This is a genomic window from Methylibium petroleiphilum PM1 (genome assembly GCF_000015725.1).
GTDB classification, from domain to species: domain Bacteria; phylum Pseudomonadota; class Gammaproteobacteria; order Burkholderiales; family Burkholderiaceae_C; genus Methylibium; species Methylibium petroleiphilum.
In genome coordinates, this window is record NC_008825.1 from 3,078,064 (window position 1) to 3,090,518 (window position 12,455).

Sequence of the window (12,455 nt, forward strand, 5' to 3'; positions counted from 1 at the left end):
GCCGGCTCGCGGTTCAGGCCGCATCGAGCACGCGCTGGATCACCGCCGCCGCGAGCCGGCGCCCGCCGCGCGTCCGACCGTCGGCGGCGCGCACGTCCTCGCCGGAGGCCGAGGCCAGGGCCTCGCGCAGCGCCACCGCCAGATCGCCCGTCCACAGCCTGCGCACGCCGCCCATCGCCACGTAGTTCTCCACGCCGGGTGCGAACACCGGGTTGCTGCGCGAGAGCTCGGTGAGCCGGTCTTCGGAGATCTTGGTGACGCGCGCCATCGCCGGGATGCGCATCACGCGGATCTCGGCCTCGGGCAGCGCGTCGCAGGCATCGGCGATCAGCCCGGAGGTGATGAAGCCGCCGGACAACGCCTGGTCGTACACCAGCCCCAGCACGCGGTGACCGCGTCGCCGCGCGAAGTCGATGCTCATCCCCAGATGCGCCATCGCGCGGTTGATCCCCAGCAGTTCGTCCCGGCGGCGCAGCATCTGACCCTGCGTGTCGATCAGCAGCAGGATCGGCCGGCCCGGGTGCTGCGCGACCGTGTCGAGCACGACGCGCGCCTGCTCCAGCGCGAGCCGCACACCGATCGGTGCGTGGTTGGTCGTGCCGATGACCGTGAGTGGGTTCCCGTCGAAGCGCACGTTGCCGCGCAACACATCGCCTTCCTGGGAGATGCCGTGGTCGGCGCCGAACAAGGCCGTGGCCAGTGTGTTCCAGTCCATTCCAGTGCTCCTCAGACCGTGCGCAGGGAGCGCAGGGCATCGACGTCGAGGTCGGGCACGCGGGCGGCGTCGGCCACGCCCAGCAGCCCCCACAGTGCCACCGCCTCGTCGCTGTCGAGCGCGTCGGGCAGCAGCCGCAGCCGCCTAGCGAGCAGCGCGTGTTCACGCTCCAGCGTCTCCATCGACACGGGGCGCGATGCGTCGAGCGCGTCGATGGCCGCGGCCCGGAACGCCGCCACGTCGTCCTTCACCAGCACGTCGCAATCGCCGCTGAGCCAGCGGTGCTTGCCACCCGTGGTGCGCCAGACCAGCGCGCGATCTCGGGAATCGAACTCTTCGACGCCTTGCGACGCCTCGATCACCTCCGGACCCGACATCGCCAGCCGGCCCATGTCGCTCATGACCACGCGGTCCGCACAGCGCGCCACGATGCCCATGCCGCCGAAGCAGCCGTTGGCGCCGCCGATCAGCATCACGACCGGGATGCCCGCCGCGCGCACGTCGAGCACCGCGCGCATGACCTCGGACACCGCGATCAGGCCGGCATTGGCCTCGTGCAGGCGCACGCCGCCGGACTCGGCCAGCAGCAGCACCGCCGCCGGCCGGTCGCGCAGCGCCCGCCGCAGCAGGCCGACCAGCTTGGCGCCATGCACCTCGCCCACCCCACCGCCCATGAACTCACCTTCCTGGGCGGCGACGAAGACCGTGTGGCCCTCGAGCGTCGCGCGGCCGATGGCGACGCCATCGTCGAAGGCCGAGGGCACGCCGAGCTGTTCGAGGTGCGGGCTGATGACGCGCTCGGTCGGCGGCAGCCATTCGTGGAATGTCGCGGCGTCGAACACCCGCGCCAGCCGCTCCCGGGCCGAGCATTCTGCGAAGCTGATCATGGTTGCCCTCCGGCGATCCCGGCCACCGCCTGGTCGAGCCGCAGACTAACGACCGCCGGCGTGGCGCCCATGTCGTTGATCGAGATGCGCAAGCCGGACAGCGGCTGGCGCTCGTGAAAGTCGGTCATCACGGCCTGCCAGATCGCGCCGAAGCCACGCGCCGACGTCACGACGCGAATCTCGCAATCCGGGCGTTCTGCGGCCTCGAGCATCACCTCGAGGTTGCCCGATCCGACCACGCCGACCAGCACGGGGGCGAAGCTGCCCGCCGGCCGGCCACCGCTGAACGAGAAGACCAGGGTCTCGAGCCCTGAGGGGACGTCGCTCATGCTTGGGAATCTCCTGCTACCAGTTTCTGAACCGGCGGGGGGGTTGGTACAAGCCGCCCGACGCGTCCACCAGATCACGCATGCTGCGGGCCGCCAGCAGATTGCGCGTCGCCTGGCGTGGATCGATGCCGAGGTCCTGCGGCCGGCGGATCACGCCGCGGTCGCGCAGGTTCTCGACGGCGCGCCGGTCGCGCGCCAATCCCACGGCGGTGTAGCCGGCGACGCCCCGGATCGCCTGCTCGCGCTCGGCGTCGCTGCGGCATAGCAGCAGGTTCGCGATCCCTTCCTCGGTCAGGATGTGCGACACGTCCTCGCCGTAGATCATGATCGGCGGCAGGGCCATGCCGGACTGTTCCTGCAGCGTCCAGGCGTCGAGCCTTTCGACGAAGGCCGGTTGCATGTGTTCGCGGAAGGTCTCGACCATCTGGACCACCAGCTTCTGCCCGCGCGGCGTGCCCGCCGCACCGCTGCGGCCGGAGCGCGCCTCGCGGCCGGCCTTCAGCCAAGCGGGGCTGGCGTGGCGCCGGCCGCGCGCGTCGGCGCCCATGTTGGGCGCGCCACCGAAGCCGGCGATGCGTCCCAGCGTGGCGGTGGAGCTGTTGCCGTCAAGATCCATCTGCAGGGTCGAGCCGATGAACATGTCGCAGGCGTAGTGCCCGGCCGCCTGGCAGAAGGCCCGGTTGCTGCGCAGGCTGCCGTCCGGCCCGGTGAAGAACACATCGGAGCGGGCGCGGACGTAGTCCTCCATGCCGAGCTCGGAGCCGAAGGAGTGCACCGATTCGACCCACCCGGCCTCGATGGCCGGAATCAGCGCCGGGTGCGGGTTCAAGGCCCAGTGCTTGCCGATCTTTCCTTTCAGCCCCAGCGATTCGCCGTAGGTCGGCAACAGCAGCTCGATCGCCGCCGTGTCGAAGCCGATGCCGTGGTTCAGGCGCTGCACGCCGTACTCGCCGTAGATGCCCTTGATCGCCATCATGGCCATCAGCACCTGGATCTCGCTGATCTGCGCGGGATCGCGGGTGAAGAGCGGTTCGATGAAGTTGGGGTGCGGCGCCTTCACCACGAAGCTGACCCAGTCGGCCGGGACGTCGACGCGCGGCAGCGTGGTGGTCTTGCCATCGACCAGTTCGTTGACCTGCGCGATCACGATGCCGCCGGAAAACGCCGTCGCCTCCACGATGGCCGACGTGTCTTCGGTATTGGGGCCGGTGTAGAGGTTGCCTTGTGCGTCGGCCGCCTGCGCGGCGACCAGGGCCACCTTGGGCGTGAGGTCGACGAAGTAGCGCGCGAACAGTTCGAGGTAGGTGTGGATCGCGCCGATCTCGATGCGCCCGCCCGACACCAGCTGGGCCAGCCGTGCGCCCTGAGGTCCCGAGAAGCTGAAGTCGAGCCGCGATGCGACGCCGTTCTCGAAGATGTCCAGATGCTCCGGCAGGGCCAGCACCGACTGCACCATGTGCAGTCCGTGGACCCGCTTCGGATCGATCTTCACCAGCGCCTTCGCCAGGAAATCGGCCTGCTTCTGGTTGTTGCCTTCGAGGCAGACGCGATCTCCGGAAGCGATCACCGCCTCGAGCAGGGTGGTGATCGCCGCGGCATCGACGCACTTGCCGGTGAGCCGTGCGCCGAGCGCGCTGCTCGCGCGCGCCAGCCGGGCGGCACGCTCGTCGGCCTTGGAGTTCCAGTGTCTGGCTTCCATGGATTTCCGATGGGTTGGATTGAATTCAGACCGCGCTCACCGGCCGCCTCAGAGCACGACGAAGAGCAGCCACACCACCACCGGGGCCACCAGCGTCACGATGGCGCCGTACACCAACAGCTGCCGGAAGAACACGTCGCGGTCGATGCCCTTCGCGTTGGCAAGAACCAGTGCGCCATTCGTGGAGAACGGGCTCACGTCGACGATGGTCGACGACACCGCCATCGCGGCGATGAAGCCGATGGCGCTGACGCCGGCATCGCCCTCCAGGAAGGGCACCGCCAGTGGAATCAGCGACCCGAGCACCGCGGTCGAGGAGGCGAAGGCGGACACCACCGCGCCGACGAAGCACAACAGCAGCGCAGCCATCAGCGGCGAGGTGAGTCCCGCGACGCTGTGCCCCACGAAATCGATCGTGCCCATCTTGTCCATCACACCCACGAAGGTGCTGACGCCCACGATCAGCATGATCTCCGGCCACGACACCTGCCCCAGAGCGCGCTTCTGCAGGTTGGGCGCCATCAGCGTCAGCAGCAGGCCGATGGAGATCGACACGAAGCCGATGTCCTGCTTGAAGAACAGCGTCAGCACGGCCAGTCCGATCAGGCCGGCCACGGTGGCCAGCTGATAGGTGCGTGAACCCGTGTCCGCGGATGCCACCGGTGCGGCATTCATCAGGGAATCGTCGTCCCGAATGGCGGTGCGGTGCTCTTCCGTGAGCGCCTCTGCTTCGGCATCGCCGTATACCTGGGCTCCGCCCTGACCGTGCGCTGTGCGGCGCACGGCAGGGACTTCGCCACTCGCGTCGGCCTTCTGACGCAGCAGCTTCATGCCGCCGAACATGAAGAACAGCAGCAGCGACACCGTCAAGTTGACCCCCAGGCTCGCCAGCATGGTCGTCATCTCGCTGAGCGGCAGGCCCGCCTTGGCGACGATCTTGTTGGTGATGCCGCCGTAGATGCTGATCGGCGAGAAGCCGCCGCCCTGCGCGCCGTGCACGACCATCAAGCCCATCATCAGCGGATTGATGCCGTACTTGGCCGCGAAACCGAGCGCGATCGGCGCGATGATCGCCACGGCCGCGGGACTGACCGCGCCGACGGACGTGAGCAACGCCGCAATGAAGAACATGATCCACGGGATGGCGGCGATGCGCCCGCGTACCGCCCGCACCGCCAGCTTGACGAGCCAGTCGATCGTGCCGTTGTTCTGCGCCAGCGCGAACAGGTAGGTGATGCCGACCAGGGTCAGAAACAGATCGGCGGGGAAGCCCCCCAGGATGGCCTTGGCGTTCAGGCCGGCCACCAGCGTGCCGACAAGGAAGGCGCCGACGAAGGCGATCACGCCCATGTTGATCGGCAGCACGGTGGCGAGCACGAACATGCCGATCAACGTGCAGATGGAAATCCAGTGAGCACTCATCGATTTGTCTCCGACGGGGTTTTGGTACGGCACGCGGGCGCCGTTTGTGCGTGGCCAGAAGGTACGCACGCCGTCCGGGACGATCAATGAAGCAGCGAGGTCGACGATTACGCCGGATGAAACGATCGAGGGTTAACCCGCGAACGCTCATGCCCAGCCTCAAAGGGGCTTGGCCCTTGCGAGTCGGCACACCGCCAGCAGCGCCAGCAGATTCGGATCGCGCTCGCGCGTCCGCAGGAAGTGCAGGCCGATGGTCTGGCGCATCAGGTATCTGGGCTGCAAGGGGATGAACTGCACGTCCTGCGGCATCACGCTGCGCACCCGCCCCGGCAGCAGCGTGCAGCCGATGCCACCGCTCACCAGGTTCATCAGCGAGAAGATGTCGCCGGTCTTCATGACGACGTTCGGCGTGAAGCCGGCGATGCGGAACGACTCCAGGAATCCGCCGTAGGTCACGAAGCCTTCGCTCAGGGAGACGAAACGCTCCTCGGCGCAAGCGGACAGGTCGACCTCCTGCAGCGCCGCATAGCGCGAGCGGGCCGGCGCGGCGAAGAAGATGTCGTCCTCGAACAGCGGTTCCGATTCCACGTCGGCGGCGCTCTCGGGCGACCCCATCAGCGCAGCATCGACGCTGCCGTCGCGCAGCTTCTGCAGCAGGTCGGCATTGGAGCCGAGCACCAGTTCGGTCTGCACGTCGGGCTTGCGCAGCTTCATGCCCATGACCAGCGCCGGCACCGTCTGGTGGGTCAGCGAGTAGAGCGATCCGATGCGGATGCGGTCGGCCGAATAACCCGCCACTTCGCGGGTGGACCGGATGCCCTCCGTCATGCCGCGCAGCACCTCGCGCGCAACCTCCGCCAGTGCCTGCGCAGCGTCGGTGGGGTGCAGGTTCCGGCCCTCGTGGCGGAACAGCGCGCAACGCAGACCGCTTTCCAGCGCATGCAGGGCACGGTGCACGCTGACCGCGCTGGTGTCGAGCTTCTCCGCGGCGCGCGCGAGATTCCCGGTCTCCATGAAGGCCAGCAGGATCTCGAGCCGGCGGAAGGTGATCGCCTCTTCGACACGGACGGCCGCGGTGACATCGCGGGGAGGGGCAGCCATGGTGTCGCTCGCAGCGGCTCTGTTCCACGGGCTCGTGCGCGTCGGCATCGGTCCGGGCACGGCGGCCCGGACACGGCCTCAGTCGAGCTTCACGTTGGAGGCCTTCACCACGCCGGCCCATCGCTTGGTCTCCGCGCTGACGAAGTCGCCGAAGGCCGTACCGTAGAGAGTGGGCGTGTCGGCGCCGAGCGTCGTCCAGGCGTCCTTGATCTCCTTCGTGCCGTGGGCCTTCTGCAGTTCGGCGGTCATGCGGTCGATCGCCGCCTGCGGCGTGCCCTTGGGCGCCCACAGCCCATACCAGGTGGCCACCTGGTAGGTCGGCACGCCGCTCTCGGCGACCGTCGGGATGTCGGGATAGCCGGCGGCACGCTTGTCGCCGGCCACCGCCAGCGCCTTGAGACGCCCCCCCTTGATGTGCGCCGCCGACGATCCGAGGCCGTCGAACATCACGTCCACCTGACCTGCCATCAGGTCCTGCAGCGCCGGACCGGCGCCACGATAGGGGATGTGCGTGATGAAGGTCTGGGTCTGCAGCTTGAACAGTTCACCGGCCAGATGATGCGAGGTGCCATTGCCCGCCGAGCCGTAATTCACCTTGCCCGGATTGGCGCGCACATAGGCCAGGAACTCCTTGACGTCCTTCACCTGCAGGCGCTGCGGGTTGACGACGATCACCTGCGGCACGCTCGAGAGCAGGGCCACCGGCACGAAGTCGGCGCCGAGGTTGTAGTCGAGCTTGGGGTAGACCGCCGGCGCGATGGCGTGGTGCACCGCGCCCATGAACCAGGTGTAGCCATCGGGCGCGGCCTTGGCCGCCAGCGTGGCGCCCACGTTGCCGCCGGCGCCCCCCTTGTTGTCGATGATCACCTGGTGGCCGAGCTGCTTGGTCAGCTGCGCGAACAGCGGCCGCGCGAAGGCATCGGTGCCGCCACCGGCCGGGAAGGGCACGATGACCGTCACCGGCTTGGCCGGCCAGGCCTGCGCGAGCGCCGGCTGCAGGCTGCCCGCCAGCACAGCGGCAAGCAGCACGGCAACCCTGGGCAGCAAGCGTGACAGGGCGAGGAAAGGGGTCTTCTGAAGCATGGCGTGTCTCCTGGTGAATCGCCTTATGTATGTTTATATCATTTTTATGTATACATTAAACCCATCATCACATCTGCCGTCAACCCTGGTGGATGCCCTGAGGGGGTTGTGGCATGCAAAAATGGGGTCATGAAGATATCGGGACAGCTACGCGATCTGATCGAGGAGCAGATCGCCACCGGTGAATTGGCGCCCGGCAGCACGCTGGACGAGGCCACGCTGGTGGAACGCCACGGCGTCTCGCGCACCCCCGTGCGCGAGGCGCTGATCCAGCTGTCCGCCGAAGGCTTGATCGAGCTGCGGCCACGGCGCGGCGCGGTGGTGGCCGCCATCGGCCCCGCCCGGCTGATCGAGATGTTCGAGGTGATGAGCGAGCTGGAGGCGATGTGCGGTCGCCTGGCCGCGAGGCGCATGACCGACAAGGAGCGCGCGGAACTTGTGCGCGCCCACCAGGCCTGCGAGCAGGCGCGCTCCGACAGCGACCCCGAGGCCTACTACCTGTGCAACGAGCGCTTTCACTTCGCGCTGTACGAAGGCAGCCACAACGGCTTCCTGAACGAGCAGGCGCAGTCGCTGAACCGCCGGTTGCGGCCCTACCGCCGCCTGCAGCTGCGGGTGCGCAACCGCATGAACACCTCGTTCGCCGAGCACGATGCCATCGTCCGTGCGGTGCTGGCGGGCGACGCCGAGGCGGCGGCCAACACCTTGCGCGCGCATGTGGTGGTGCAGGGCGAACGCTTCGGCGACCTGCTGGCCTCGCTCGCCGAACTCGCGCCCGCCGCATCCTGAGCCTGGCGCGATACCCCGGCATCGCGCAGGACCGGACCGCGCCGTGAACCCGCGCCCACCTCCTCTCTACGTCGGCCGGTTCGCGCCCTCTCCCACCGGCCCGCTGCATGCCGGCTCGCTGGTCGCGGCGCTGGCGAGCTGGCTGGACGCGCGCGCCCACGGCGGGCGGTGGCTGGTGCGCATCGAGGACGTGGATACGCCGCGCTGCGTGCCCGGCGCCGAGGCCGAGATCCTGAGCCAGCTCGATCAGCTGGGCCTGCGCCCGGATGCGCCGCCACTGCGCCAGAGCGAGCGCGGCGCGCTCTACCAGGCGGCGCTCGATCGCCTGCAGCAGGACGGTATGGCGTATCCGTGCGTCTGCACGCGGCAACAGATCGTCGCAGCGAACTCGGCCCGCGGCCTGCTGCCCTCACGCCACGCCGAACTCGTCTACCCGGGCACCTGCCGGCCCGAGAACGGTGGGCTGCACGACCGCAGAGCCCGGTCCTGGCGGCTGCACTTGCCCGCGGCGGCGCTCGTGGACTGGAACGATCGGCGACTGGGTGCGCAGCGGCAGGCCGTCGATCGGGCCGTCGGCGATTTCGTGCTGCGGCGCGCCGACGGTCTGTGGGCCTACCAGCTTGCGGTGGTGGTGGACGACGCGGCGCAGGGCGTGACCCACGTGGTGCGCGGCGAGGACCTCGCCGACAACACCGCCCGCCAGATCCTGCTGCAGCGTGCGCTGGGCCTGCCGACACCGCGCTACCTGCACACGCCGCTGGTGCGCGCGGCTGACGGCGAGAAGCTCAGCAAACAGCATGGGGCGCCCGCACTTCATCTGTCCGACCCGGCGGCCACGCTGGCGACGGCCGGGGCCGTTCTGGGCCTGACCGTGCCGCGAGACCGCTCGGTGCGCGCATGGCTGGATCGCGCCATCCTGGCCTGGCGCGCGGCTCACGCAGCGCCAGACTGAAGTTGGGGACCGAAGGCCGGGCAGCGTCCGCCGTGTAGGAACAGGACTACACGCTCAACCGCCCCGCACTGACGCGGCGCACCCATCGTCTCCGATAACATCAAAAGACACATGGTGGCGGCAGCGATCCTGCGGCCCCATTCACCCCTGCCCTGCATTTCATGCCATCGCGTCGCGTTTTCATCGTCGAAGACAGCCCGGTCATCCGGGCCAATCTCATTGATACCCTCGAAGAATTGACGCCGGTGTCCGTGGTCGGTTGGTCCGACGGCGAAGCGGGCGCACTCGCATGGCTGGCCGAACACCCCGACGGCTGGGATCTGCTGATCGTCGACCTGTTTCTCAAGCAGGGTTCGGGGCTCGGCGTGCTGCAAGCGTGCAAGCATCGCCCTCCGGAGCGCAAGCTGGTGGTCTTCAGCAACTACGCGACGATCGACCTGCGCATGAAATGCATGGAACTGCGCGCCGACGCGGTGTTCGACAAGTCCAACGAGATCGACGGCCTGATCGACTTCTGCGGCCATCTGCCCGATGGCGCGCAGGCCGCATCCGTGGCGTGAAACGCCGGGCGCCGCCGCGCCCGCTATTGGATCAGGCCGTTCTTCAGCGCGTAGTAGGTGAGGTCGCTGTTGGACGCGAGCTTCATCTTCTCCATGACCCGCGTGCGGTAGGTGCTGACCGTCTTCACGCTCAACGAGAGACTCTCGCCAATGGCCCCGATGGTCTCGCCCTGTGCCAGGCGCAGGAACACCTGCAACTCGCGCTCGGACAGCTGCTCATGAGGCAATCCTTCGGCCTTGCCGCCACCCAGCTGATCGGCCAGCAGCTCCGCCACGGCCGGCGTGATGTAGCGCCGCCCGCGCGACAGCGTGCGCACCGCGGTGAGGATCTCCTGAGGATCGCACTCCTTGTTCAGGTAACCGCTGGCGCCCTGTTTGAGCAAGGCGGTGGCGTAGTGCGTCTCGGGATAGGAGCTGAGGATCAGCACCGGCAGCTCGGGCGCGCGTGCGCGGATGCCCGACAGCACGTCGACGCCGTTCTGGTCGGGCATCGACACGTCGAGGATCAGCACATCGATGCCGCCGGCGCGCACCAGGTCCATCGCCTCGCGGCCGTTGGAGGCTTCGGCGACGACCTGCAGATCCATCTGCTCGGCGAGATACTGGCGCAAACCGGCACGCACGATGGCGTGGTCATCGACGATCGCAACTTTGATGGACATGGACTTCGCTGATCAGGGCCGCGGTGCGAACGATTCTAGGTCGCCCGTGGTGACCCGTGCATCCTGCACACCCTCACCCGTCGGCGATCACGCCGAGCCTCACGCATGACACGCACTCGCCTGTGGCGCAAGTCCGCCCTCAGTTTTCCGCTCGCACTGCTGGTGGCACTGGCACTGCTGCTGATCAGTGAGACCTCCTACCACCGCTCGCTGGCAGCCATCCAGGAGACCAACGCCGCCGTCGATGCACGCATCCACGTCGGCCGCGTGCTGCGCTACATGGTCGATGCCGAGACCGGCCAGCGCGGCTACCTGCTGACCGGCAAGGAAGCCTACCTCACGCCCTACCGCAACGCGGTAACCCAAATCAAGGAGCTGCTGCCGTCCCTGTCGAGGTACTACGCGACCCACCCTGCGCAGCTGACCGACTTCGAGACGCTGGCGCGAGCCATCGAGAAGAAGCTGTCGGAGATGTCCGAAACGATCCAGCTGCACCGGGAGGGCCGCGAGGACGCCTGGCGCAGCCTGCTGCAACTCGACGTCGGGCTGGAGATGCAGCAGACGATACGTGTCGTGGTCGATCGCCTGATCGGCGTGGAGATGCAGCGCCTGGCGGATCACCAGTCGCAGGTGAAGCAGACGCTGTTGATCAGCCGGCTCGGCGTGGCGGCCATGACGGTGCTCAGCGTGCTGGCGTTCTATTTCTACCTGAAGCAGACGCGCGAGCTGGGACTGGAACGCGAACGCCGGCGCGCGGCGCTGCAGGCCGAACGCGACCTGCTCGAGTCGCAGGTGAACCAGCGCACGCACGAACTCACCGTGCTTGCGCGCCACCTGCAGACCGCGCAGGAAAGCGAACGCAGCCACCTGGCACGCGAACTGCACGATGAACTCGGTGCCCTGCTGACCTCGGCCAAGCTCGATGTCGCACGGCTGCGCACCCACCTGCCGACCGTGACTCCCGAGGCCGCGAAGCGGCTGGCGCATCTCAACGAGGCGCTCAACAGCGGGATCGCGCTCAAGCGCCGCATCATCGAGGACCTGCGGCCCTCGGCGCTGGGCCACCTGGGCCTGACCGTGTCGCTCGACATCCTGACCCGCGAGTTCGGCGAGCGCTCCGGCATGGCCGTGCACACCGACTTCGCGCCGGTGAAGCTCGGTGACAGCGGCGACCTCACGATCTACCGCTTCGTGCAGGAGGCGCTGACCAACATCGCCAAGTACGCGAAGGCCACGCAGGTCGAGGTGCGGCTGAGCGCGATCGGCGAGGAGGGCGTCGAGATCTCGGTGAGCGACGACGGCAGCGGCTTCGATCCCGAGCGTGTGCGCAGCGGCGCTCACGGTCTGGCCGGCATGCGCTTCCGCGTGGAGGCCGAGGGCGGAGAGATGAAGGTCGAGTCTCGGCCCGGCGAGGGCTCGCGCCTGAGCGCGCGACTGCCGAAGCGCCCTCCCCCATCGGACGAAGGCGACGAGCTCGCCACCTGAGCGGGCACGTGAGCGCCGTCCTACAGCGATGTGCTGTGGCGGACGACAGCACCCGGCGGTGGCGTCTCATAGGTCGATCGGGGCCCCCCTTCTACATTGAGGCTTCGGTTCGGTGCGATTCCCGCGCCGGCCTCCCGGCCCACCGGGAACCGTCTCAACAGAGGAGCCCTCCATGCTGCACTACGCCGTCGTCTTCTTCATCATCGCGCTGATCGCGGCCGTCTTCGGTTTCGGCGGCATTGCTGCCAGCGCGGCCGGCATCGCCAAGATCCTGTTCTTCGTGTTCGTGGTCCTCGCCGTCGCCAGTTTCCTGTTCGGCCTGATCCGCAAGGGCTGAGGTCCGCCGCACGAGCACCGTCGTTCGCGCCGCAGAGGCGCATACTCTTCTCCACAACCTCGCAAGGAGTTGCCATGTCCACACCCCGCACCGCATCGATCCAACCCCAGGTCCAGCAGGCCGCCGACGCCGCCAACCGCCTGGCCGACAGCGCCGAGCAGACCGTGAACGGCGTGCGCGAGCGCGTGATCCCGGCGGCGGTTCGCCTGGCGAACCAGGCCGAGGATCTGGCGCACCGCGGCTACGACGCGGTGCGTGACCGCACCGTGCAACTGCGCGAACGCGCGCTCGACGCCAGCGACCGTGGCGTCCGCTACGTGCAGGAGGAGCCCGTCAAGGCGGTCCTGATCGCCGCAGCCGCCGGCGCCGCATTGATGGCAGTCGCGCAGTTCCTGTCGCACCGCCGCAGCGACCGCCGCTGATCCGAGACTCTG

14 protein-coding genes are annotated in these 12,455 nt (G+C 68.4%); 6 read left to right on the forward strand and 8 right to left on the reverse strand.

All coding sequences use genetic code 11. The annotated features are described in order from the left end of the window. Positions 1-13: 13 nt before the first annotated feature. The 7 genes from MPE_RS14590 to MPE_RS14620 all read right to left on the reverse strand — a co-directional run bounded on the left by MPE_RS14590 (position 14) and on the right by MPE_RS14620 (position 7,236). On the reverse strand, positions 14-715 hold the full coding sequence (locus MPE_RS14590) for a biotin-independent malonate decarboxylase subunit gamma (RefSeq protein ID WP_011830474.1): 702 nt from the start codon (positions 713-715) through the stop codon (positions 14-16). An 11-nt stretch (positions 716-726) separates the two neighbouring features. Further along, positions 727-1,602 carry a biotin-independent malonate decarboxylase subunit beta gene (locus tag MPE_RS14595; protein WP_011830475.1) on the reverse strand — a complete coding sequence of 292 codons (876 nt, stop codon included), beginning with the start codon at positions 1,600-1,602 and terminating at the stop codon, positions 727-729. Beyond that, a complete protein-coding gene (mdcC, locus tag MPE_RS14600) occupies positions 1,599-1,931 on the reverse strand; it encodes a malonate decarboxylase acyl carrier protein (protein WP_011830476.1) in 333 nt (110 codons plus the stop codon). The genes MPE_RS14595 and mdcC overlap by 4 nt, the downstream gene beginning before the upstream one ends. Before the next feature lie 16 nt (positions 1,932-1,947). After that, positions 1,948-3,630, reverse strand: a complete 1,683-nt coding sequence (gene mdcA, locus MPE_RS14605) for a malonate decarboxylase subunit alpha (RefSeq protein WP_011830477.1) — start codon at positions 3,628-3,630, stop codon at positions 1,948-1,950. A 48-nt stretch (positions 3,631-3,678) separates the two neighbouring features. After that, on the reverse strand, positions 3,679-5,052 hold the full coding sequence (locus MPE_RS14610) for an SLC13 family permease (RefSeq protein ID WP_011830478.1): 1,374 nt from the start codon (positions 5,050-5,052) through the stop codon (positions 3,679-3,681). A gap of 159 nt (positions 5,053-5,211) precedes the next feature. Further along, positions 5,212-6,153, reverse strand: a complete 942-nt coding sequence (locus MPE_RS14615) for a LysR family transcriptional regulator (RefSeq protein ID WP_041929704.1) — start codon at positions 6,151-6,153, stop codon at positions 5,212-5,214. 78 nt (positions 6,154-6,231) lie between these two features. Further along, a complete protein-coding gene (locus MPE_RS14620; RefSeq protein ID WP_011830480.1) occupies positions 6,232-7,236 on the reverse strand; it encodes a Bug family tripartite tricarboxylate transporter substrate binding protein in 1,005 nt (334 codons plus the stop codon). Positions 7,237-7,365: 129 nt separating this feature from the next. Between MPE_RS14620 and MPE_RS14625 the strand changes: the two genes are divergently transcribed. The 3 genes from MPE_RS14625 to MPE_RS14635 all read left to right on the forward strand — a co-directional run bounded on the left by MPE_RS14625 (position 7,366) and on the right by MPE_RS14635 (position 9,537). Next, positions 7,366-8,025 (forward strand): GntR family transcriptional regulator, encoded by a 660-nt coding sequence (locus MPE_RS14625; protein WP_036231936.1) that lies wholly within the window; start codon positions 7,366-7,368, stop codon positions 8,023-8,025. A 43-nt stretch (positions 8,026-8,068) separates the two neighbouring features. Then, on the forward strand, positions 8,069-8,977 hold the full coding sequence (gene gluQRS / locus MPE_RS14630; RefSeq protein ID WP_011830482.1) for a tRNA glutamyl-Q(34) synthetase GluQRS: 909 nt from the start codon (positions 8,069-8,071) through the stop codon (positions 8,975-8,977). 161 nt (positions 8,978-9,138) lie between these two features. Continuing rightward, positions 9,139-9,537, forward strand: a complete 399-nt coding sequence (locus tag MPE_RS14635) for a response regulator transcription factor (protein WP_011830483.1) — start codon at positions 9,139-9,141, stop codon at positions 9,535-9,537. 23 nt (positions 9,538-9,560) lie between these two features. On the opposite strand, the gene MPE_RS14640 is transcribed toward MPE_RS14635, so the two are convergent. After that, complete coding sequence (locus tag MPE_RS14640; protein ID WP_011830484.1) at positions 9,561-10,199, reverse strand: response regulator; 639 nt, start codon at positions 10,197-10,199, stop codon at positions 9,561-9,563. Between the two features lie 105 nt (positions 10,200-10,304). Between MPE_RS14640 and MPE_RS14645 the strand changes: the two genes are divergently transcribed. The 3 genes from MPE_RS14645 (at position 10,305) to MPE_RS14655 (ending at position 12,443) form a co-directional block, all read left to right on the forward strand. Next, positions 10,305-11,684 carry a CHASE3 domain-containing protein gene (locus tag MPE_RS14645; RefSeq protein WP_011830485.1) on the forward strand — a complete coding sequence of 460 codons (1,380 nt, stop codon included), beginning with the start codon at positions 10,305-10,307 and terminating at the stop codon, positions 11,682-11,684. 172 nt (positions 11,685-11,856) lie between these two features. Continuing rightward, a complete protein-coding gene (locus MPE_RS23365) occupies positions 11,857-12,021 on the forward strand; it encodes a DUF1328 domain-containing protein (RefSeq protein ID WP_011830486.1) in 165 nt (54 codons plus the stop codon). 74 nt (positions 12,022-12,095) lie between these two features. Further along, positions 12,096-12,443, forward strand: a complete 348-nt coding sequence (locus tag MPE_RS14655) for a hypothetical protein (RefSeq protein WP_011830487.1) — start codon at positions 12,096-12,098, stop codon at positions 12,441-12,443. The last annotated feature ends 12 nt before the right edge of the window (positions 12,444-12,455 follow it).